Source organism: Planctomycetota bacterium (genome assembly GCA_016207825.1).
GTDB lineage: Bacteria > Planctomycetota > MHYJ01 > JACQXL01 > JACQZI01 > JACQZI01.
In genome coordinates this window covers 26,262-49,175 of sequence record JACQZI010000012.1, presented here as the reverse complement: position 1 = coordinate 49,175, position 22,914 = coordinate 26,262, and the positions used below count along the sequence as shown (strand labels likewise).

16 protein-coding genes are annotated in these 22,914 nt (G+C 47.1%); 7 read left to right on the top strand and 9 right to left on the bottom strand.

What is annotated here, in order from left to right:
* The first annotated feature begins 89 nt into the window (after nt 1–89).
* Both HY811_06480 and HY811_06475 read left to right on the top strand, forming a co-directional pair.
* The gene (locus HY811_06480) at nt 90–1,283 is read left to right on the top strand and encodes a pyridoxal phosphate-dependent aminotransferase (GenBank protein ID MBI4834446.1); all 1,194 of its coding nucleotides are present in this window, start codon (nt 90–92) and stop codon (nt 1,281–1,283) included.
* A gap of 80 nt (nt 1,284–1,363) precedes the next feature.
* Nucleotides 1,364–2,059 (top strand): hypothetical protein, encoded by a 696-nt coding sequence (locus HY811_06475; GenBank protein MBI4834445.1) that lies wholly within the window; start codon nt 1,364–1,366, stop codon nt 2,057–2,059.
* A gap of 420 nt (nt 2,060–2,479) precedes the next feature.
* Here the strand turns inward: HY811_06475 and fusA are convergent, their stop codons facing one another.
* Nucleotides 2,480–4,570: an elongation factor G gene (fusA, locus tag HY811_06470; GenBank protein ID MBI4834444.1), complete on the bottom strand. Its 2,091-nt coding sequence runs from the start codon at nt 4,568–4,570 to the stop codon at nt 2,480–2,482.
* Nucleotides 4,571–4,772: 202 nt separating this feature from the next.
* Between fusA and HY811_06465 the strand changes: the two genes are divergently transcribed.
* The 5 genes from HY811_06465 to HY811_06445 all read left to right on the top strand — a co-directional run bounded on the left by HY811_06465 (nt 4,773) and on the right by HY811_06445 (nt 15,549).
* Nucleotides 4,773–5,297 carry an ORF6N domain-containing protein gene (locus HY811_06465; GenBank protein MBI4834443.1) on the top strand — a complete coding sequence of 175 codons (525 nt, stop codon included), beginning with the start codon at nt 4,773–4,775 and terminating at the stop codon, nt 5,295–5,297.
* An 8-nt stretch (nt 5,298–5,305) separates the two neighbouring features.
* Nucleotides 5,306–8,026, top strand: a complete 2,721-nt coding sequence (locus tag HY811_06460) for a valine--tRNA ligase (GenBank protein ID MBI4834442.1) — start codon at nt 5,306–5,308, stop codon at nt 8,024–8,026.
* Between the two features lie 155 nt (nt 8,027–8,181).
* A complete protein-coding gene (locus HY811_06455) occupies nt 8,182–9,876 on the top strand; it encodes a hypothetical protein (GenBank protein ID MBI4834441.1) in 1,695 nt (564 codons plus the stop codon).
* A gap of 165 nt (nt 9,877–10,041) precedes the next feature.
* Nucleotides 10,042–14,451, top strand: a complete 4,410-nt coding sequence (locus tag HY811_06450; GenBank protein MBI4834440.1) for a PQQ-binding-like beta-propeller repeat protein — start codon at nt 10,042–10,044, stop codon at nt 14,449–14,451.
* 9 nt (nt 14,452–14,460) lie between these two features.
* Nucleotides 14,461–15,549 carry a terpene cyclase/mutase family protein gene (locus HY811_06445; GenBank protein ID MBI4834439.1) on the top strand — a complete coding sequence of 363 codons (1,089 nt, stop codon included), beginning with the start codon at nt 14,461–14,463 and terminating at the stop codon, nt 15,547–15,549.
* A gap of 82 nt (nt 15,550–15,631) precedes the next feature.
* Here the strand turns inward: HY811_06445 and HY811_06440 are convergent, their stop codons facing one another.
* The 8 genes from HY811_06440 to lptB form a co-directional block, all read right to left on the bottom strand.
* A complete protein-coding gene (locus HY811_06440) occupies nt 15,632–16,324 on the bottom strand; it encodes a hypothetical protein (GenBank protein MBI4834438.1) in 693 nt (230 codons plus the stop codon).
* Nucleotides 16,325–16,792: 468 nt separating this feature from the next.
* Nucleotides 16,793–17,134: a cupin domain-containing protein gene (locus HY811_06435; GenBank protein MBI4834437.1), complete on the bottom strand. Its 342-nt coding sequence runs from the start codon at nt 17,132–17,134 to the stop codon at nt 16,793–16,795.
* Complete coding sequence (gene gltA / locus HY811_06430; protein ID MBI4834436.1) at nt 17,131–18,540, bottom strand: NADPH-dependent glutamate synthase; 1,410 nt, start codon at nt 18,538–18,540, stop codon at nt 17,131–17,133. The genes HY811_06435 and gltA overlap by 4 nt, the downstream gene beginning before the upstream one ends.
* Nucleotides 18,541–18,575: 35 nt before the next feature.
* Entirely contained in the window at nt 18,576–19,445 is an 870-nt protein-coding gene (locus HY811_06425; GenBank protein ID MBI4834435.1) for a sulfide/dihydroorotate dehydrogenase-like FAD/NAD-binding protein, read from the bottom strand.
* Between the two features lie 35 nt (nt 19,446–19,480).
* The gene (tatA, locus tag HY811_06420) at nt 19,481–19,666 is read right to left on the bottom strand and encodes a twin-arginine translocase TatA/TatE family subunit (protein ID MBI4834434.1); all 186 of its coding nucleotides are present in this window, start codon (nt 19,664–19,666) and stop codon (nt 19,481–19,483) included.
* A gap of 59 nt (nt 19,667–19,725) precedes the next feature.
* Nucleotides 19,726–21,156 carry an adenylosuccinate lyase gene (locus tag HY811_06415; GenBank protein ID MBI4834433.1) on the bottom strand — a complete coding sequence of 477 codons (1,431 nt, stop codon included), beginning with the start codon at nt 21,154–21,156 and terminating at the stop codon, nt 19,726–19,728.
* Between the two features lie 53 nt (nt 21,157–21,209).
* Complete coding sequence (locus HY811_06410; GenBank protein ID MBI4834432.1) at nt 21,210–22,163, bottom strand: FAD-dependent oxidoreductase; 954 nt, start codon at nt 22,161–22,163, stop codon at nt 21,210–21,212.
* 6 nt (nt 22,164–22,169) lie between these two features.
* Entirely contained in the window at nt 22,170–22,889 is a 720-nt protein-coding gene (gene lptB / locus HY811_06405; protein MBI4834431.1) for an LPS export ABC transporter ATP-binding protein, read from the bottom strand.
* Nucleotides 22,890–22,914 lie beyond the last annotated feature (25 nt).

Below are 22,914 nucleotides of genomic sequence, written 5' to 3'. Positions count from 1 at the left end.
CTAATTAACTAGTTTACTAATTAACTGTATTTAAAACTAATTAACTAATTCACTAATCAACTAATTAACTATAACAAAGGAGCAAGCATATGATTCTCTCCCACAGAATAAGCGCGCTAACCGAATCGGTGACGCTGGGTATTTCCGCCAAGGCAAAACAGATGCAGGCAGACGGAATCAATATCATAGATTTCTCGGTAGGCGAGCCGGATTTCGATACGCCGGATATCGTCAAGCAGTCTGCTATAGAAGCATTGAACAAGGGCTTTACCAAATACACCCCAACCAGCGGCATCCCGGCGCTTAAAAAAGCCATCATAGAAAAGCTGAAAGCAGATAACGACCTCACTTATCTCCCTTCGGAAATAATCGTCTCGGCAGGCGCCAAGCACGCCATTTTCAACGCCATACAGGCAATCTGCAACCCGAAAGACGAGGTGCTCGTTCCGACTCCTTACTGGGTAAGCTATCCGGAACAAATCAAGGTGAGCGAAGCCAAATGCGTCTTTGTGCCGACTTACGAAGCCAACGGATTCCGCCTGAAGGCAAAGGATGTCGCCGCCAAGGTTACCCGCCGGACAAAGGTAATCATCATCAACAGCCCCAACAACCCGACCGGCGCGGTTATCGAGCCCAAGGAGCTAAAAGCCATTGCCGAGCTTGCCGTTAAGAAGAATTTCTTTGTCATCTCCGACGAAATCTACGAAAAACTTATTTACGGCAATGCCAAGCATGTCTCCATCGCCTCGTTTAACAATAAGATTAAAGACCTGACCGTGGTGATTAACGGCGTTTCCAAATCCTATGCCATGACCGGCTGGCGAATCGGATTTGCCGCCGGGCCGGCGTATCTCATTTCCCTGATGGCCCAGATGCAGGGGCACATCACCTCCAACCCGACCTCGATTGCCCAGTATGCGGCGGTGACGGCATACCAGAAAGGCGAGCCGTTTGTCCGGAAGATGAAGCAGGAATTCGCCAAGCGGTGCAGTTATCTCTACAAAGCGCTTAACGCAATGCCCCACTTAAAATGCCACCAGCCGGAAGGGGCTTTTTACGCCTTCCCGAATGTCTCCAAACTATTCGGCAAGACCTATGAAGGAAATACGATTCCCGATTCGGTAAAACTCTGCGAATTGTTGCTGACGCGGGCGCATATCGCGGTAGTGCCTGGGGACGCCTTCGGCAGTAACCGGAACATCAGGTTTTCCTATGCCAATTCCATGCCAAACCTGGCAGAAGGAATGAAAAGATTGCAGAAATTTCTTAAAAGCGTAAGATAAAACCAATATAACCACAGAGGGCACAGAGAACACAAGGAAAAAGAAACAATTAAGAACAGTTTGCAATAAGAAATAATAATATGAGTAAAAACGATTTCAGAAGATTGCAAATTAAAATTCAAACAAACATCAAAAATATATTTTCGCTAGAACCGAAAAAAGCTTCTGATTTGTTAAGCCCGGCTGAATGTAATATATGGGCAGAAAACATATCTTCGTTATTAACTCATATTGTTTATCATATAAAGAAATTTGAACGACTAATTAAGAACGCAAAGAAGGAAAATTATGCTGCGGACAAATGGAGCGACACATTGTTTTCCCTAAGCCCAAGCGATCCGGCGGGATGTTTAGAGGATATCAAACAAACAATTTGCGAGGTTTTAAAGGATTATGTCGAGTTAGATTATGTGTTATATTCAACACAGTTGAAGGAATTTGTTCTTGACAAAAAGAACTATCTAAATTTAAGAGGGAAAGATAAATCTTATATAATTGATACTAAAAATGTTTCAGTAATCCAGAAAAGTCTACAGACACATAAGAAATTAGATAGTGCCACAATTAAATCATTTGTGTCTTCAATCAGAAAATTAACTTTCTTGTTTCGGGAATTCATGACGCAAATTACAATACTATCAACCACCACTTTAATCGAAAGAATCGCATGGTCATTAAGAAAGCTAAACGAAACTATCATTTTGATATTATGGGAAATTTATGAATTTGAACCAATAATGTTTACCATTCAAGCATCTATAACTAACGCTGAGTAATCATAAAGGGAACAGTCTCCACACCTAACGAGCTTTAATTTTCACGCCTATCTTTTTCGCACATCAGAGGTAGATTTTTAGCACCTATAAGGAAGATTTTAAGCACAGCATAGGAATACTTTTGGCACAGCTGAGGAAGATTTTTGGCACAGTATAGGAGTATTTTAAGCACAGTGTAGGATGATTTTAAGCACAGCGCGGGAAGATTTTTGGCACAGCTAAGATAGATTTTTCGCACAGCATAGGAATATTTTGCGCACAGTAGAGGAGGATTTTTGGCACATATAAAGCAGTTTTTTGGCACAGCTAAGGTAGATTTTTAATACCGCTTAGGAACCCACCCCCCTCCCCCTAGGTGCAGTCTAAAACGCTTATATTGATTTGTATCTCAATTAAATGAGGTTTTAGGATGATAGAAGCTTATTTCGCGTTCTTTTCTTTGATGACTTCTTCCGCGACTGCCAAGGGGACCTGGATATACTTTTCAAAATGCATGGAATAATTAGCCCGGCCGCTGCTTAAGGTGCGCAAGGTCGAGACGTATCCGAACATCTCGCCCAGCGGCGCTTCGGCATCTATAATCTGCAGGTCGCCCCGCGCCTCCATTCCCAATACCTTGCCGCGCTTTGAACAGATATGCCCGACAATACTGCCCATGTATTCATTCGGCGTGGTTATTTCGAGCGACATATAAGGCTCCAAGAGCACCGGAATTGATTTCTTAAAGGCGCGCTTGAAACATTCCTTCGCCGCGGTGCGGAAGGCAAGGTCGGATGAATCGACTTCGTGGAAAGAGCCGTCCACCAGTTCCACACGGACATCCACCACCGGGAAGCCGGCAAGGACGCCTTTTTGCATGGCTTCTATCACGCCTTTTTCCACCGCCGGAATATATTCCCTTGGGATAGCGCCGCCGTGGATGGTGCTTTCGAACTCAAAGCCGCCACCCGCCTGGACCGGGGAAATAACCAGCTCGACATGCGCATACTGCCCATGGCCGCCGGTCTGCTTGATATGTTTATATGATTCCCGGCTTTCTTTAATAATTGTTTCCTTGTAAGCGACTTTGGGATGCCCGATTTCGGCTTCTATATCAAACTCGGTTTTCAGGCGGTCAACGATTATTTCCAGATGCAGCTCGCCCATTCCGGAAAGGATGGTTTCGTCGGTTTCCTGGTCGACGTGGACGGTAAAGGTCGGGTCTTCCTCTGCCAGACGGTTAAGGGCTTTGCCCAGCTTATCCTTATCCGCACGGCTTTTAGGAAGGACGCTGATGGCGATAACCGGCGCGGGGAACTCGATGGCTTCCAGTATAATCGACTGCTCTTCGTCAGCGCAGAGCGTATCGCCGGTCGTGGCGTGGTCGAGCCCGATAACCGCGGCAATATCACCGGCAAATATTTCAGGTATGATTTCGCGCTCGTTGGCGTGCATCTGGAGAATCCTGCCGATGCGCTCCTTGCGGCGCTTGGTGGCATTGTATATGTAAGAACCGGTTTCAAGATGTCCCGAATAAACCCGCAAATAAATAAGCTTGCCGATATGCGGGTCGGACTGTATCTTAAAAACCAGTGCGGAAAACGGCTCCGTATCCGCCGCGCAGCGGAAAATCGATTTCTCCGCGTCGTCCGGATGGTGCCCGATAACCGCTGGCAACTCCATCGGCGAAGGCAGATACATGGTTATCGCGTCGAGGAGTTTCCTGACGCCTTTATTCTTAAACGCGGTCCCGCACAGGACCGGCACGATTTTGTTGGCAATAGTGCCTTTGCGGATAGCCGGGATAAGTTCGGCTGCGGTTATTTTATCCTTTGAGTTAAGGAACTTTTCCATAAGCGTGTCATCCAGCTCCACCGCTTTTTCCACCATGATATTATGGTATTGCAGGGCGAGTTCGAGATAATCCGCCGGAATCTCTTCCACGCGGAAATCCTTGTCCTCGGAATCCTTATCATAGACATATGCCTTCATTTCCACGAGGTCAACCACCCCGCGGAAAGAATCCTCTTTGCCGATGGGTATCTGCATCGGGATGGCGTTGGCTTGGAGGTCTTCCTCTATGGTCTTAAGGACGCCGAAGAAATCCGAGCCGACGCGGTCCATTTTATTGACAAAGGCTATCTTGGGGACGTTATATTTTTCCGACTGGCGCCAGACGGCTTCTGATTGTGGCTCCACTCCGCCCACCCCGCAGAATACGGCAATCGCGCCGTCCAGGATACGCAGGCTCCGCTCGACCTCCACGGTGAAATCCACATGACCAGGGGTATCTATGATATTAATCCGGTGGTCGTTCCAGTAACAGGTGGTCGCCGCCGCGGTAATGGTAATCCCGCGCTCCCTTTCCTGCTTCATCCAGTCCATCTGGGATTCGCCGTCGTGCACCTCGCCCATCTTGTGCGACTTGCCGGTGAAGAAGATGATTCGCTCGGTCAGGGTGGTCTTGCCGGCATCGATATGCGCCATGATGCCGATATTGCGGACTTTCGAAAGGTCAATCAATCTTGCCATAGTTTTTAGCTATCAAAGTAATATTATCGGCTTTATCACGTCTGGAAACACGTTTATTTATTATACACTAAATATAATGAAAAAACAAGCTAAACCGAGCCACAATAGACCCTATTTTCATTGACTGCCGAGGGAAAAGATAGTTTTATAGCATAGCTTTAATTTATTGTACACGGATTAAGCTGATAAAGCAGATAAATTCATGAAAGAAACATCTCTAATTCCTGTAGAGCGGATTGAAGATGCCATCTTATTTATACGTGGGCATAAAGTTATATTAGATGACGACTTGGCACGCCTTTACGGAGTGGAAACAAGACAACTGAAAAGGCAGGTTAAAAGAAACATAGAAAGATTCCCAATTGATTTCATGTTTACAATAACAAGGGAAGAATATCGTCAAATTTTAAGGTGCCAATTTGGCACCTTAAAGAGAGGCTCTCATTCAAAATACCTTCCTTACGCTTTTACAGAGCAGGGGGTAGCAATGCTTTCCGGCATCTTAAACAGCAAACGCGCCATTCAGGTTAATATTACTATAATGAGAGCATTTGTCAAGCTGCGCCGGATACTTTCATCCCATAAAGAATTAGCCAAAAAGCTGGAAGAACTGGAAAAGAAATATGATATCCAATTTAAGGCGGTATTTGATGCCATTAGACAGCTGATGTCCGAAGAAGAGAAACCTAAGCCGAAAATCGGCTTCCATCCCGGTAAAAAGATTTAATAATAAATATGGAATCCGTATATAATCCTCAAACGGTTGAAGAACGCATCTATAAGTTCTGGGAAGAAAAGGGCTATTTTCACGGCAAGGTCGATGCCCAGCACAAGCCCTTCGCCGTGGTGATTCCCCCGCCCAACGTCACCGGCATACTCCATATGGGCCACGTGATGGACGAAACACCGCAGGATATCATGACGCGCTTCCGCCGTATGCAGGGTTATAACACCGTCTGGATTCCGGGAACAGACCACGCCGGCATCGCCACCCAGAACGCGGTCGAGAAAAGCCTGCGCAAGGAAAACCTCAGCCGCCATAAAATCGGGCGCGAGAAGTTCGTCGAAATGGTCTGGAAATGGAAGGAACAATACGGCAATACCATTATCCAGCAATTGAAGCGACTCGGCTGTTCCTGCGACTGGTCGCGCTTGCGCTTTACCATGGATGAGGATTATTCCAAGGCGGTGATGGAAGTATTCATCCGGCTTTATAAAAAAGGATTGATTTACCAGGGGGATTACATTATCAACTGGTGCCCGCGCTGCCAGACCGCGCTTTCCGATGAAGAAGTGGAACACCGGGATATCGAAGGCGGGCTTTACTGGATAAAGTATCCGATGAAAGATAAGAACGCGGATGTTACTCAAATAATGGTCGCAACCACCCGCCCGGAAACGATGCTGGGCGATACCGCGGTTGCCGTCCATCCGGATGACAAGCGCTATAAAGATTTAATCGGGAAAACGGTGATACTCCCCCTGGTAAACCGGGAAATCCCGATAATCGCGGATTCCTTCACCAATCCGGAATTCGGCTCGGGCGCGGTGAAAGTGACGCCTGCACACGACCCGAACGACTTCGCCATGGGACAGCGGCATAATCTCGCTTTCATAAAGGTCATCGGGCCGGACGGCAAGATGAACGAGAACGCCGGGGCTTATAAAGGGCTGGACCGATTCGAGGCGCGGAAGAAAGTCATTGCGGATTTGGAAGCGCAGGGCTTATACGATAAAAAAGACAAGCACATGCACGCAGTCGGGCACTGTTACCGCTGCGAGACTATGATAGAACCATATCTCTCGCTCCAGTGGTTTGTCAGGATGAAGCCGCTGGCCGAACCGGCCATCCAGGCGGTGAAAGACGGCCGGGTAAAATTCTTCCCGGAAAGATGGGATAAGGTTTACATGGAATGGATGACCAACATCCGCGACTGGTGCATCTCCAGACAGCTCTGGTGGGGACACAGAATCCCGATATGGTACTGCGGAGCGAAGCGACGCCCCGATGACCATCGGGATAAAACATCGGAACAATGTCCTCCGATTGCAAGCAAAGATAAGCCCGCCAAATGCCCGAAGTGCGGGAATACGGAACTCACACAAGACCCGGATGTTTTGGACACCTGGTTTTCCTCGTGGCTGTGGCCTTTCGCGGTATTCGGCTGGCCCAAGGAAACAGCGGAACTGAAATATTTCTACCCGACCGCCTGGCTTAACTCCGGAAAAGACATCCTTTTCTTCTGGGTTTCGCGCATGATAATGGCGGGCATTGAATTCGGAGGAGATGTCCCGTTCAGGCATGTTTATATCCACGGAATCGCACGGGACGACAAGGGCAGGAAACTTTCCAAGTCGCTCGGAAACTCTCCCGACCCGATAGATTTAATGACCAAATACAGCGCCGACGCCTTAAGGTTCGGCATCATGACCAATATCCCGCTGGGCGGCGATATCAACCTTTCCGAAGAGGTTTATGTCTCCGGCCGCAATTTCTGCAATAAGCTCTGGAACGCCTCAAGACTGATACTGACTAATCTGCCTACTAGTGAAGAAGTGACAATGAGCAATGAACAATGTTCACTGTTACCTGCTAATTGCTCATTATCTTTCGAGGACAAATGGATTTTAAGCCGGCTTAATTCGACCATTGCCGATTATACTAAAGCGCTGGAGTCTTATGAATTCAGCCAGGCGGCGCATTCGGTTTACCACTTCTTCTGGGGCGATGTCTGTGATTGGTACCTGGAAATGATAAAACCGCGGCTTTACAGCAAAGAGCCGGGCGGAGATAAGGCATTAAAATCCAATCTGCTCCATTTGTTTAATACTATCTTACGGCTATTGCATCCGCTTATCCCGCATATCACCGAGGAGCTCTGGCAGAATTTCCGGGAAAAAGGCGGCTGGTCGGAATCCGTGATGATTGCCCCCTGGCCGGAAAGCGATTCCAAACTGATTTATAAAGAAGCCGAAGATGAGATGAAACTGGTCATGGAAATAATCCGCGCCGTGCGCGATATCCGGAATAAAATGGATATCGATAAAAAGCAGGCGCTCTCCATCATCGTTTCCACGGCAGATAAGGGAACGACTGGCATTATCGAAACGCACCGCAAGATGATTGAACACATCGCCAATATCTCGTCTACGGATATCAAGGTAAAGGCGAAAAAGCCCGACCACTCGGCGACCGAAGTTATAAGCGAAGGCAAATACAAGGTGGAGGTTTTTGTTCCCCTGGAAGGAATCATCAATTTAGACGCGGAAAAGAAGCGGCTCCAAAATAAGCTGGCTAAAGCCGAGGAGCAGCTTACCCGCTCCAAACAACAGCTATCCAACCGCGAATTCAGGAAAAACGCACCTCCGGAAATCCTTGCCAAGGAAGAAGCAAAAAATGCCGCGCTGGCCGAGCAATTTGGCAAGCTTAAAAAGAGCCTGGACGACCTCCGGTAATTTTAACGAAAATATTATTTTTATCAAAACTTTTGGCTGTTTTGATTGTATTATATAAGGGAAGAACCTCGCCCTTGAGGCGTTTATTAGTTGACAGGCTGACATGTATTGAGTATTATGATATAATATAATGGTTATGAAAGGAGATTGTATTTATGAAACGTCTTTACATACCGGCTTTAATCCTCATTACCATCGCTATTTTCGGGATAAAGCCTGTGCAGGCGGCCGATGCTTTAAGCGAGGCGCAGAGCGGGTTTAATTCGGCGCTTCAATACAATGACGTAGAAAAAATACGAGCCGCGGTCAAGAATATAGCGGGAGTCAATAACGATAAAGCCATGAAATTACTCATTTCACAACTGAGCAGAATTTCTGCGGATACGCAGTTTCAGGCATATTGGGAAGTCGTCAAAGGATTCCCCCTGTTTACCGACGTATCTGCTTTTGAGGAGTTGGCCGATTATATTATTACCAATAAAACCAGGCCGGTCAGCCGGGATATCACGGCCGTTTTAAAAGATAATAATTCAGACGGGCTGGTAAAACTCTTCAAAAAACTACTTGAAAAAGGCAACGGAGCCCTGCGCGAACAAGCAGTTATCAACCTGGGGCTAACCAAAAACAAGAACGCTATTGCTCTTTTGGTTGAATTCCTGCAAAGCAAAGACTGCCAAAAAGACCAGGATTTAACCAAGAAAACCATTGAAAGCCTGCATGCCTTAGCAGGAAACTCTATCGGCTGGACCGCCGAGAATATCCAAAAATGGTGGGAAAAACACATGAACGATAATGAGGATGCGCTCTTCGTAAAACCGGAAGTAACAGGAGAAGGCACGGGAACAGCGCTGGATTTTAAAACCGTTGCCGTCCAAGCAGGCATACGCAGGATACCCAAAGACAAAATAATTGTCATCAACAGCGATTGTCCCGGTTGCGAAAGAATCGGTAAAACCATGGAAAAAGGCTGGGACCATAATTATGACCATATCCAAAGCATACTTGAACGGATGAAAATACCGCATACAGTCGTTAAGAAATCAGAATTCGATACGGAGGCATATAAAATAGATGACAAATGGGTGGTTATCATGAACTGCAACCATATCCGTGAGCATTGTGTCTGCCCGACCTGCCAGGCTTCGGACCAGAAAGGCGGACTGCGCAGCGTTACCTGTGCCGGTTGCGATAAGCACACCCCTTTCGCTAATATGTTGAGCCAAAAAGGCGTTGAGAAAATCAGGAATTTCGTCGCTAACGGCGGTTATTTCTTCAGCGAGGACTGGGTTCTGGAAGAAGTGGTCGAACGCGCCTGGAAAGGCGTGGTGGGACATACAAAATATTACCCGGCTGAAAAGAACGTGGGTATTTTCCCGGCACCAGGGCAAACAACCCACCCTTATCTTAAAGATGTCTTTGACAAGCCCAAACCTGCTGCAGGCTCAAACGATAACCCCGCCGACGACGGCAGCGGCACAATAGCCGTCAAGCGCACGAGCATCGGAGAAAATAAATGGAAAATCGATGCAGATGCTCCCGACCTTAAGGTATTAAGAGCAAATGAAGTGGTCATCTTAATAGTTTCAGAGGACCTTAAAACGGACGACCCGAAAAGCGGCGCCGTTGCAATTACCTTTGCGGCAGGGCCGGGCGGGCAACCCATAGCGCCTTCAGCGTCAACAGGAGGGAATGACGGCTATGTCGTGGGTAAAAAAACGGGAGGGCAGGTAATGCATGTATTGAGCCATTTCGGCAAACAGAAAGACGCTTCGGATGAATATGCCCTGCAAAACCTCATTTTAAATTTCATTATGGAAGCAGTGGAACGTTTGAACGTGCGTAAAAAATAATACTCTTGATAAAAACCAATAAACGGACGGGAGCAAAACCGTCCGTTTTTTATTAGATAAAAAAGATGCTCGATATTACTATTACCATGTTTTGATTTGACGGTTTCATCATCTTTTCTTATAATACCGCCAACGAAACAGGTTTATCATTCGTATATTTTGTATATGAAAAAACCGCTAAAGGTTTATTTTATTATCCTGGCGCTCATTGCCTGCCAGCTTTTATATACCGCCTTATCTAAAGCCCAAGATGAACCGGCTGAAGGCAAAATAAACTCGCGGGCTTATGTCCCCATCAGTGCGGACGCCGTCAAGCTAATAGAAACCGGGCTTGAAGCGGCTAAAAACAGCGACTGGACCAATGCTGTGAAAAAATACCAAGAAGCCATGGAAAAATATCCTGAAAATATCGTTCCTTATCCAGAAGAGCCTAATACCTTTGTTGGGGTTAAGTATCTTTGCCGGCAACTATTGTCAAACTTGCCGGCTGAAGGAAAAAAAACTTACCGCGATATCTTCGACCCTTCAGCCCGGACGCTCCTGGAAACCGCCCAGACAACCGGCGATCAAGGTTTCTTAAACCAGCTTGTCGAACGTTACCTTTACACTTCTTATGGGATTAAATCCACTTACCTTTCCGCCTTGTCCCGTATGGAAAAAGAGGAATTTGATAAGGCCGGTAACCTTCTGGAAACCATTACCGGCATACTTAAACAAACTGACTCAAAAGAAATCCCGATGAACCAAGTGCTTGCCTTCCGCGCAATCTGCTACAGCCGCTTGAGGCAAATAGACCGCTTGCAAACACTTTACGAACTTATCCTGAAAGATTATCCCGAAATGAAAATACTTAAACATGATTCCGCTTTGCTCCTGGCTGATTTCGCCAAAGGGGAATTAGCCAAACTCAAATCCATGGAACTGGCCGTAACCGGTGATTGGGATACCTACGGAGGCGATAACCGCCACTCAAAAACCATGGGCTCCCGCATTGAAACACAACCGCCCCTGATGTGGTCGTTTGATATACCTTCAAACCGCGTTATCCCATCTAACATCGGATTTTCCGGGCAGTTGCTCCCCCAAAACAGATACCTGCCCTATTTCCCTTCGGTTCATAACGGCATACTTTATCTGGGAACGGAAACCGCGGTTTATGCATTGAATCTCATTACCCTTAATGAAGGCAAACAACCTGATATCATCTGGAAAGTGGAGAGCGGCTTTTTCAATAACCCCGTTTATGAAGAAAGAGCGGTTTTTCCTATAACCGTTTCGCAGGACAAGGTATTCGCCAACCTCATCACCTCCACCTCAGGAGGCCTTAAGGAACAAATTTACCCCAGTTATTATCTTGATGTAAAATACCCATTCCCCCACCGGACACTTTTCGCCTTGAATGCCTCCAACGGAAAAATCATCTGGTCGGCGGGCGAGGAAACCGATAAACGCGATTTCTTTAAGAAAGCATCTTTCCCAATGCCCCCGGTCGTTGATTATAACTGCGTCTATGCCGTGGCGGTTTATAACGAAAACGATACCGACCTGCCTCAGCAATACCTCTGCTCTTTCAATGCCTCTACCGGCGAGCTATACTGGAAGACATTCGTCACCTCTGGAATCCTGGAAGTAAACCTATTCAATAATCCGGCGCGGGAAATAATGCCTTCCATGGTTACGGTTGATGATGACAGCATCTACTATTCATCCAACGTCGGCGTAATTTCCGCAGTAGATAAACATACCGGCATGATAAAATGGGTGAAAAAATACAACCAGATGGAAATAACCGTCACCCGCGGTGACAGCCCGGTCAGACTACCGCTTCTCTGGGCGAATAACCCGCTCATAAAAACCCAGGTGTCTGATAAACACATCCTGATCGCCACCCCCATCGATTCTAATTATCTTTACGCGCTTGATGGGGAAACCGGCAAGGAACTCTGGCAATGGGAAGGAAGCCCCCTGTCGCCCGTGCGTTATGTTCTGGGCATAAAAAATAATATCCTGTATCTCGAGGGGGAAAACAGCGTCATCGGGATTGATATCTCAAAAGAAGGCAAGCGCGCCTGGACTTATGAAAATCAGTTCAAAGGAAAGGGAGGACTAACCGACCAATCGATTTATTTGCCTGCACGGAATGCGTTGATGATGTTTGACCTGGCTACTAAAAAATTACAGGCATCATGGGAATGGAATTCTTTCCCAAATACAGGGGTTATCATTGATCCGAACACAACACCGCCTGTTACTGTAAACGTAAATATACCGGCCGGAAACATCCTCATATCGGATAACGTCTTAATCATAATAGCCGAGGGGACGGTCAATGCCTTTTACGACTGGTCCGGAATGGAAACATGGTTCAAGCGACAACTGAAGGAAAAGCCGGATGATGCCTACCTGATACAACAGATAGGCACGCTTGCCCTTAAGAACAAGAAATATTCGGAAGCCGTTTCTTTATTCAAACAGGGGTTAAGCGCAGCAGAAAAGAATCCCAATGCCGGTCAACTCACCAATATAATCAATAACCACCTTCACCGCACATATTTTGAATGGGCGAAATCAGACGAAATAACCGGCACGAACCAAGCCGTTGATTGTCTGGAAAAAGCCCGTGCCTATTCGCCCGGCCCGTATTCCTTTGTGGAAACCACCCTTGAACTCGTCCAAGCCTATCAAAAATCAGGACAGTGGGAAAATACCGTCCGGGAATACCAGCTCCTGATAGAAAAAATGCCTGATGAAACCTATAACGGCGAACGGATCTGGGATTTCGCCCGTCTGGCGATTGATTCCGTCATTACTAAAATAGGGTCAACCGTTTACGAAAAACAGGAGCAAAAAGCCCGCACGCTTTACGAGGTGGCAAAAAGCTCCGCCGACCGCATCAAGCTCATGGCAATCTATAAGCTCTACCCAAACAGCCGTTCAGCCGAGGACATCATTTATAACTTCTTGGAAAGCGCTTACCAGAAACAGGATTATGCGGACGCAACGGAAAACGGGATGCTTTTCATAAAAACATTTTCTTCATCGGCGCATCTCCTTCCGGTTTATCTGAAACTGGCGGAATCTTATGAAAAAACCCTGATGTTCGGCACTGCCAAGACACTCTTGAAAAAGATGCTTAAAATATTCCCGCCTGATACCGTGATTACCATCCAGAACAAGCAATTAAGCCTTAAAGAATATGTAAAAACCAAACTGGATTCGCCCGAATACGCCTACCTGCAGGCGGACAAACAAACACTGAAGCCTTTCAGCCCGCCCTTGAAACTAAAAGGCAGTCATACGAATACCGAAAGCGAAACCGTATCACTTAACGACCAAGCGGATTTCCCATCCGGCAACTCGGGCAATCTTATACTTATTGTTGAAGATAAAATAATCGGGCTGGATTCCGACGCCAAGATAAGCTGGACAAAAAAGACGGGCTTAACACTCCTTCCTTCTGCCTTCCGGGTAAGCGGCAAAATCATTGCCTTAAGCCGTGAGGCAATTGCGGCTTATGATGCGCCCCCGCCTACGGAGACTCCCGATAATGGGGTGTCCCCGAAGCAAAGCGGAGTGGGGTCGTCCCGCGGAGCGGAGAGGAGCGCGCCTGATTGGTTCATCGACCTCCGCAGTAAATCCGAAATACTCGTCCGGGGCGAATTATGGGAAAGCCATCTTTTCCTCATTACCCAGGATTCCAAAAACCCCATGAATTACCGCCTTACCGTATTCGATATTTCCAACGGCAAAGAACTCTGGTCTTTCCCCTTTGCGGATAGCTTACTTGATACGATAATCATCTATGATGAAGAAATCATCCTGCCTGTATTTAAAAACATCACCATCGTGCTGGATAAAAGCACCGGGAAAATGCTTAATTCCGTAAAACCGGAAAACAATTCGGAAGAATTACGCAACTATCATTACGACCAGTCCGGTAAATTATACCTCTTTACTACTTTAAGGATTATTGCCTATGATATTGATAATAAAAAGATACTCTGGAAATCCCCTACCCCGGCTGACATCCTCCCCGAAACCGTCAAGGCAAATGAAACGCACCTGTTCTTCTTCACCACACGGGAAAACCAGACACCTGATCAACCGATGCCGCAGGTAGCCTTTGAACTTAACATGCTGGAACGCGCAACCGGCAAACCAACCGCTTCCGGCATAAAATGCCCTGTCTACATAAGTGATATCGGTGTTGACGAACGGATGGCTTATATCATCGCCCTCAATGAAGGAAATAGCAACGAAATACAAATATCCGGACACCCAATCAAAAACACGCTTGAGCTAAAAGAATGGAAGGAAACAATCAGCCTTGAAACCGGCACGGCTTCAACCGTTTCCCAGGTATTATTTACCGATAATCATATAATCATCAACGTGTCAGCCTTTAACCCTGACGATAAAAAATGGTTGCCAATAATCATGATATTTGATAAGATAACGGGTAAAGAAATCCAGAAAATAGAAGGCGAGCTTAAAAGCAGCGGCCAGCCGGAAATACGGGTCATCGGCGACCGGCTTTGCGTGATTCAGGATAATACGATATACTTGTACCATTAGATTTTAATTATGAAAAATCTTGATGTTTATTTGGGATTTGGGATTTGGTTATTGGTGCTTATCGGCACGCTGATATCCGATGAAATCACCAAGCCTACCCCGGAAGAGGCGCAAAAGAAACTGATAAAAACCGCCGCGGAAAAGGGGTTAAAATGGCTTGCTGAGCACCAGAACGAAAACGGCTCCTGGACCTGCAGAATAGGATGCAAACTCAACGAAGGCTACATCGGCAAAGAGACAAACGATAATATCGCGGTCACCGCACTGGGCGGAATGTCCTTCCTGGCGCAGGGGAGCACTCCCGGGCGCGGCAAATACGGGGATAATGTCAAAAGAACTTTGGAATTCATACTCGATTCCTGCCGAGAAAGCGACGGCTACATCACCAGATACGGCACAAGGATGTATGAGCACGCCTTTGCCACCATGTTCCTGGCAGAAATTTACGGGATGAGCCCACGGGATGACGTCAAGACCAAGCTCAAAAACGCCGTCAACCTGATTGTCCAGTGCCAGAACAAGGACGGCGGCTGGCGCTACCAGCCCTCGCCCATTGACGCGGATATCTCGGTGACGGTCACGACGCTTCAGGCACTGCGCGCGGCAAGGAATGTCGGCATTGCCGTCCCCAAGAACGTGATTGAAAAAGCCATGAAATACGTCCATGACTCCGCCAATACCGCCGAAGGGCCTTTAAAAGGCTCTTTCAAATACCAGCTCGATGCCGATGCGCGGACATCCCAGGCGCTGACCGCGGCGGGCGTCGTCGCCCTTATGAGCGCGGGAGATTACTCCTCTGCCAAAGTCATACAGGGGCTAAACTGGATTCTGACCAACCAGCAATATCCCATCCCCGTCCCGGAAAACAACCATTATCCGTATCATTTTTATTACACCCATTATTACCTTTCCCAGGCGCTCTACCAGGCGGGCGAAAAACAGTGGAAACAGTATACGGATATCATGCTACCCGGAGTCCTGGGCGGGCAGAAAGACGACGGCCACTGGGAAGACGATGTCGGCGAAACCTACGCAACATCCATGGCAACGCTTATCCTGCAACTGCCTTCGGAATACCTGCCGATATTCAGTAAATAAATTTAAATAGATACTTCACCACAAAGGCACAAAGAACACAAAGGAAAATAAATAACCCGCTCTGTGCCCTCCGTGACTAATATCACCACAACTTTAGAGAAAAATACTTCTTGGCAACTTCGATAAAGCTCCACGCCAAAAGCACAAACCATAAAGCCGTGCTGACCTGCGTCTTAATGGAATAATCCGGCGCTTTGAGTGCCATAATAATGAGGATTATTGCGTAGACAAGAAGCGTCAATATGGTCAAGGTCACTTTTAACTTGGATGCCTTTACTTCGGGCGATTTCAGGGGTTCACCAAGCCACGGATGATAATAGAGAGAAAGCAATATCACGTGCCCCAGCCAGATGGCGTAAACCGTGAATAAGAACTGGAAGATAACCGGGTTCTCGATAGCCTCGGTATGGATAATCAAACCCCAGATTAAGCTGCCAAGGATAAGGAAAGGCAGGTGACCGTAGCCGATTTCCACATGGGTGGTGATATTGAATTTCCCCTGAAGCGTTTCCATTATCTCGCCGAACAGAGACCACATAACAATCCCGGCAAAAACGCCCATGAGATTGGCAAAAAACTGATTATCCGTAATAACCCCGTAATGGAGCAATCCGATAACAATCAGCCCGCAGGCCAAGCCGGCGATGATGGTAGGCTTAAGTCCGGCGCGGTATATTTTAGCCAGAATGATATGGGCTAAGGCGAAGATGACTAAAGAAATGACAACCGTTGACCAGAAGGGATAGAGTGCCAGAAACGATAATACGCTTTCCATACTATATGCCTCCTTGGCATTTATGGGCAGTTCATCTGTCCAATTGGATAACAAGTATATTTAATACGAGGGCATTGTCAAGTAATATCTGCCAGAAATATGTATATTTTTTTGACCAGGGGAGAGCGTATATTGCCGAGGGAGAGTATAACCGTCGTAGAGGAGCAGGGTAACTGTTGCAGGGGATGGCGGTAACTGTTATAGGCTGGAAGTAAGTATATTGCCAGTATAGAGTATAACTGTTATGGGCAGGGGTAATAACTGTTGCAGGGATAGCTGGGAACTGTTGCAGGTAATAGTGGTAACTGTTATAAGCTGGGGGTAAGTATATTGCCGGTATAGACTATAGCCGTTGTAGGGGGTATGGGGTTGTGTTGCAGGTGGGGCGTACGCCAAGAGGGGGTGGGGGGAGGTAGTCCCCCTTCGTTCTTACAGGTTGATTTTCTTAGGGTTATAGTTTTATGCCTGTTATTTCTTTTTATTCGGCACCAGGCAGAGAAATTTTAATGTGTCTTTACCGGTATTCCTGAAGCGGTGTAGCTTGTCCGGCGGGACATAGACGACATAACCTGCCTTAAAAGGTTTTACTTCTTCTTCAAATATCAGCTCCCCGGTTCCTTCCAAGATAAAAACCTCATGTTCGTAGTCATGGGTATGACGGGGTGTCGTGCTTTCCGGTTCAAGCTCAAACATGCGCATGGCAAAGTTAGGGGCTTCCTTCTGGGAAATGAGCCAGCGTATTTTGACACCCTTGACGCCTTCTACTTCCACCGGGCGGGCAGGGACTTCCTTATAGTCAATTACTTTCATGATTTTAGATATTTGTCTATAGAGCGGGCGGCAATCTTGCCTTGGCCCATTGCCTGAATCACCGTGGCGGCGCCGGTAACGATGTCGCCTCCGGCATAGACGCCTTTTTTAGTGGTGGCAAGCGTGACGGGATCGGCTTCGATATTACCCCATTTATTAAGCTTGATATCAGGGGTAGCACTCAATAATAACGGATTCGGACCGTTGCCGATAGCCACTATAACCGTATCCACTTCCAGTTCGAATTCCGAGCCTTTGATGGGAATAGGCCTGCATCTGCCGGAATCATCGGGTTCTCCCAATTCCATTTTGATACATTTCATTCCGCGGACGAATCCGTCCGTATTGCCCAGGATTTCCACGGGATTGGTAAGCAGTCGGAAATCTATGCCTTCCTGTTCAGCGTGGTGGATTTCATCACGGCGGGCAGGCATTTCATTATGCGAACGGCGGTAGACGAGGTACACCTTTTGGGCTCCAAGCCTTAAAGCCGTGCGTGCGGAGTCCATGGCAACGTTTCCCCCGCCGATTACGGCAACGCGCGGACTGCGTAAAACAGGCGTATCGTACTCGGGGAATAAATACGCTTTCATTAGATTGGAACGTGTCAGGTATTCATTTGCCGAATAAACGCCGAGGTAATTTTCGCCCGGTATTTTCATGAAGACGGGCAACCCGGCACCTGTACCTACAAAGGCAGCATGATAACCGGAGTTAAAGAGTTCATCAAGCTGGGTGATTTTCCCGATGACCATGTTATGCTGGATATCTACGCCAAGCATTTTGAGATAATCCACCTCTGTCTGGACGATTGCCTTGGGAAGGCGGAATTCCGGGATGCCGTATATCAAGACGCCGCCTGATTTATGGAGGGCCTCAAAGATAGTCACGTTATGCCCCATTTTAGCCAAGTCACCGGCGCAGGTCAGGCCGGACGGTCCGGCGCCGACAACTGCTATTTTCCTGCCTGTTTTTTCCGGAATATCAGGTTTCTTGACAGCACCTTTGGTACGTTCTATATCGGCAACAAAGCGTTCCAGGTATCCGATAGACACAGGTTCGCCTTTTTTAGCAAGAACACACACTTTTTCGCATTGTTCTTCCTGGGGACAAACGCGTCCGCAGACGGCTGGTAATGCATTGGTTTGTTTTATACTCCAGGCGGCTTCGATAAATTTGCCTTCGGTAATCAGTTTCAGAAATTGTGGAATATTTATTTCTACAGGACAACCTTCCATGCACTTGGGTTTTTTGCACTGGAGGCAGCGAGAGGCTTCCAGCATGGCTGTTTCCGGGGTAAAACCGTGGGGGACCTCATTAAAGTTCTTTACGCGCTCTGCCGGAGTTTGCTCCAACATCTTCTGGCGCGGCACTTTTTCTTTCTTAGGCTTATTCTCTTCTGTCATTTATTTGCTCTCTGCTATAAGCTTCTTGCTCAAAGCTACTTCTCTTGCTTCAAGGCCTCCCGTGCCAAATCCGTGCATCTGGGCGAGCCGCGGTAGTGTTCCATTGCCCGCTTTTCCTCGGTTAAATAAGTCCTTAAACGTTTGGCAAGCTCGTCGAAATCCACCAAGTGTCCGTCGAATTCAGGACCGTCCACGCAGGCGAACTGGGTTTTGCCGCCAACCGTAACACGGCAGACACCGCACATGCCGGTGGCATCGAGCATTATCGGATTAAGGCTAACCATTGTTTTCAGGTTGTACTCCCTAGTAACATTGCAAACAACCCTCATCATAGGAACGGGCCCGATGGCAACGACCAAATCTATCTTATCGCCGCGGGCGATAATTTCTTTCAAGACATCGGAAACGAATCCTTTCCTGATATAAGAACCGTCATCCGTGGTCACAAGCAATGCATCCGAGGCAGCACGCATTTCATTTTCCAGGATAAGCAAATCCTTGGTGCGGGCGCCGATAATGGAGATGACTTTATTGCCGGCGCGTTTCATGCCCTGGACTATCGGATAAACGGGCGCCACGCCGATACCGCCGCCGATGCAAACGACCGAGCCGAATTTTTCTATATGGGTAGGCTTACCCAAAGGACCGACAATATCAAGGATAGAATCCCCGGCTTGCAATCCGGCAAACTGGACGGTTGATTTTCCGACTGACTGGTAAATCAAAGTAAGCGTCCCTTTGAGAGGGTCAGCATCACAAATGGTAAGTGGAAACCTTTCGCCTTGTTCATCCAGGCGAATAGCGACGAATTGACCGGGTTTGCGTGCCCTGGCAATCAGGGGCGCTTCGATTTCAAACCGATACACACAGGAAGACAATTCTTCCCGTTTGACAATCTTATACATGGACAGCCGCTACGCTTTCTTTGAACTAAAACCTATTATTTAGGTTTATCAGCTTCTTCTTTTTTAGCATCTGCTTTGGCTTCATCCGAACCTTCTTTCAAGCCTTTCTTAAACTCCCCGGCTGATTTGCCAAGACTGCGCGCTAAAGCAGGCAATTTGGTTGCGCCGAAAAGAAGCAGGATTATCCCCAGAACAACTAACCATTCCCATCCGCGAGGCATAATTATCTCCTTAATAGTAATATAATTTTACCTTAAATAACGCTCGTTGGCAAGTAAAATTAAACAGAGAGCTTCGCGTTAATACCCAAAAGGCTGCGGTATTTCCTGATTACCGGGTTAACTTTATTTTTTATAAAGGCTTCGGCCTGCTCTTCTGCCAGGCCGATATAATCACAGGCATTGAAAGACGAAGGTAATCCGACACCGAGAATCGGATCCTGGCGCAGTTTACGGATAAGGTCGTTCGGTTTTCCCTGTTTGGAGAGCTCAAAAGCCTCCATGGATAATTTCCTTACACGTTCGTGCAAGAGCTGGCGATCCCCTCCCTTTTTGGTCTTTTCCATCATGATGCGTTCGGTAACGAGGTATGGAAGATTTTCATCTATGTTTTTCTTAATGACGGCCGGATATACTTTTAATCCGCGGACGATATTTATATAAATATTAAGCAGGGCATCCGTGGCGAGGAACATTTCGGAAACGGCGAGGCGCCTGTTAGCGGAATCGTCCAGGGTGCGTTCAAACCACTGCTGGGCGGCGGTAAAAGCAGTGTTGGTATTATTGACCATGACAAACCGGGAAAGCGACGCAAGGCGTTCCGAGCGCATGGGATTCCTTTTATACGCCATGGCTGAAGAACCAACTTGCCCTTCACCAAAAGGCTCCTCCATTTCGCCGAGCCCCTGCAATAACCTGATGTCATTGGAGAATTTATGGGCGGACTGGGCGATTCCGGAAAGAAGAGAAGCCGCCTCGAAATCAAGTTTCCTGGGGTAAGTCTGCCCGCTTACCGGATAAGATTCCTTAAAACCGAGTTTTTCGGTGAATAGTTTATCAAGAAGAATAACCTTATTTTTACTGTTATTAAAAAGGTCAAGAAAACTCGCCTGAGTTCCAATGGCGCCTTTTGCGCCGAGGCATTTAAGGGAGCTTTCCAGTTTTTCCAGGTTTTCCAAGTCCATCAACACATCCTGAAGCCATAAAGCGGCGCGTTTACCCACGGTGGTGATAAGCGCCGGCTGGAAATGGGTAAACCCCATGGTCGGTTGAGCTTTATATTTTTCCGAAAAACGCGCCAGTGAATCGACCAGGTTAACCAACTGTCTTTTTATGAGCCTTAAGGCGTCGCGCAGGATAATGATATCAGCATTATCCATGGCCAGGGCACTGGTGGCGCCGAGGTGGATAATCGGACGTGCCTTAGGGCACTGGTCGCCGTACGCCTTGATATGCGCCATGACCTCATGCTTGGTAATTTTTTCGTATTTAAGCGCCGTGGCGTAATTTATTTTATCTTTGAAACGTTTCATCTGGCTTATCTGAACCGGACTTATTGGAAGCCCAAGCTTTTTCTCTGCCTCGGCCAGAGCAATCCAGATAATACGCCAGGTGCGGAAGCGTTTTTCCGCCGAAAAGGCATAAAGCATCTCGGCACTGGCATAACGTTCTGACAACGGACTTTGATAGACTTTGAACTTATCGCTCATAATAACTTATTATAAAGGAAGCCTTGAAAATATGTCTAATAAATTCAGACTGTTAATTATCCCCATTGAGAAGTGATTTTAGCCCGCTGATTGATAAATTTCTCTGCGGATAAAGCGGCAATACAGCCTTCGGCAGCGGAAGTTACTGCCTGGCGCACCTTTTTGCAGGTGACATCGCCGATGGCATAAACACCTTCTATAGATGCTGACATATTTTCCTTGTTTATTTTAAGACAGCCTTCGGCGTCGGTTTCCAATTGGCTCCGCAGGAAATCCGTAATCGGCTGGTTGCCGTGTAAGTATACAAAGATGCCGGAAACATCCAGGTTTGTTTTAACCCCCGAAGTGTTTTCAATTGCCACCTTATTTACAAAAGTATCACCGGAGATTTCACTTACCCGGGAAGCAAAAACCGGTTCTATCTTGGGGTTATTTTTAACCCTTGGGGCGCTTTCGGTATCAAATTCTTTGCGGTGGGTGACCAGATATATTTTACGGGCGAATTTGGAAATGGAATCGATATCATCAAACATTTCCACACCGTCCCCTGTCACGGCAACATCGCGCCCGTTAAAGAAAGCGGCATCACAGGCAGCGCAGTAAGCAACCCCCTTACCGATAAATTCGGCTTCACCTTTGATGGTAGGTTTCCTGCCGCGCGCTCCGGTGGCGATAATAACCGCTTTGGCAAAATACGAACTGTCACCCGTAAAAACCTCTTTCGGTGATGCCTTAAAATCCACCCCAATAACCTTTGACTCAATGAATTCGGCTCCGAAACCCATAGCCTGTTTGCGGAAACGGGAAAGCAATGACCGGCCTGTTTCGGGCTCCAAGATACCAGGGTAATTTTCTATCTTCTGGGCAAGGCCCATAGCACCTTCTGCAATACTTTTATCTATAACGAGCGTTTTAAGTTTGGACCTGGCAGAATAAATAGCCGCCGAGGTCCCGGCCGGACCGCCGCCGATGATAATAACATCATTGATTTTTTGCTCCTGGTTATCCATAAATAATTAAAGCGTAAACTTTTCCCCCAAATAATGTTTGCGGGCAAGCGGATTACACATTATATCCTTGGGAGTTCCGTTGCACAAAATATAGCCTTCGTCGATGATATATGAGCGGTCTGTCACGGCAAGTGTTTCACGGACATTGTGGTCCGTTAGAAGGACTCCGATATTCTGCGATTTAAGTTTACGGACGATATCCTGTATTTCCGAAACGGCAATCGGGTCAACCCCGGAAAAGGGCTCATCCAGAAGAATAATTGCCGGAGATGTTATAAGAGCGCGGCTGATTTCCAAGCGGCGCATTTCGCCGCCTGAAAGAGTACGGGCTTTTTGCTTGGCTAATTTCAATAAGCCGTATTCTTCCAGTATTTTATTAGCCCGTTCCGAATATTTAGATTTATCGCCTTTCAGGGTCTCCATAATAGCCATAAGATTATCTTCCACGGTCAATTCGCGGAAGACGGAAGATTCTTGGGGAAGATAACCAAGCCCACACCTGGCACGGCGGTATATGGGAAGATCTGTTATATCATTACCCTTAAGCCAAATTTGGCCTTCGGAAGGAGATATAAGCCCAACAGTCATCTTAAAAGTGGTTGTTTTACCGGCACCGTTGCGCCCCAAAAGTCCTACTATTTCTCCTTCATTTACTTCAAAACTAACACCGTTTACAACACGCCTTTTACCGTAAATTTTTACTAAATCTTCTGTTTTTAATAGCATAATCGATTCAAATCATTAGGCTTTA

Coding starts and splice junctions, on each gene's coding strand:
- HY811_06445 (MBI4834439.1), top strand. CDS start 14,461: ATGAAAAATCTTGATGTTTATTTGGGATTTGGGATTTGGTTATTGGTG.
- fusA (MBI4834444.1), bottom strand. CDS start 4,570: ATGGCAAGATTGATTGACCTTTCGAAAGTCCGCAATATCGGCATCATG.
- HY811_06460 (MBI4834442.1), top strand. CDS start 5,306: ATGGAATCCGTATATAATCCTCAAACGGTTGAAGAACGCATCTATAAG.
- HY811_06475 (MBI4834445.1), top strand. CDS start 1,364: ATGAGTAAAAACGATTTCAGAAGATTGCAAATTAAAATTCAAACAAAC.
- HY811_06410 (MBI4834432.1), bottom strand. CDS start 22,163: ATGGATAACCAGGAGCAAAAAATCAATGATGTTATTATCATCGGCGGC.
- tatA (MBI4834434.1), bottom strand. CDS start 19,666: ATGCCTCGCGGATGGGAATGGTTAGTTGTTCTGGGGATAATCCTGCTT.
- lptB (MBI4834431.1), bottom strand. CDS start 22,889: ATGCTATTAAAAACAGAAGATTTAGTAAAAATTTACGGTAAAAGGCGT.
- HY811_06450 (MBI4834440.1), top strand. CDS start 10,042: ATGAAAAAACCGCTAAAGGTTTATTTTATTATCCTGGCGCTCATTGCC.
- HY811_06480 (MBI4834446.1), top strand. CDS start 90: ATGATTCTCTCCCACAGAATAAGCGCGCTAACCGAATCGGTGACGCTG.
- HY811_06425 (MBI4834435.1), bottom strand. CDS start 19,445: ATGTATAAGATTGTCAAACGGGAAGAATTGTCTTCCTGTGTGTATCGG.
- HY811_06455 (MBI4834441.1), top strand. CDS start 8,182: ATGAAACGTCTTTACATACCGGCTTTAATCCTCATTACCATCGCTATT.
- HY811_06440 (MBI4834438.1), bottom strand. CDS start 16,324: ATGGAAAGCGTATTATCGTTTCTGGCACTCTATCCCTTCTGGTCAACG.
- HY811_06435 (MBI4834437.1), bottom strand. CDS start 17,134: ATGAAAGTAATTGACTATAAGGAAGTCCCTGCCCGCCCGGTGGAAGTA.
- HY811_06465 (MBI4834443.1), top strand. CDS start 4,773: ATGAAAGAAACATCTCTAATTCCTGTAGAGCGGATTGAAGATGCCATC.
- gltA (MBI4834436.1), bottom strand. CDS start 18,540: ATGACAGAAGAGAATAAGCCTAAGAAAGAAAAAGTGCCGCGCCAGAAG.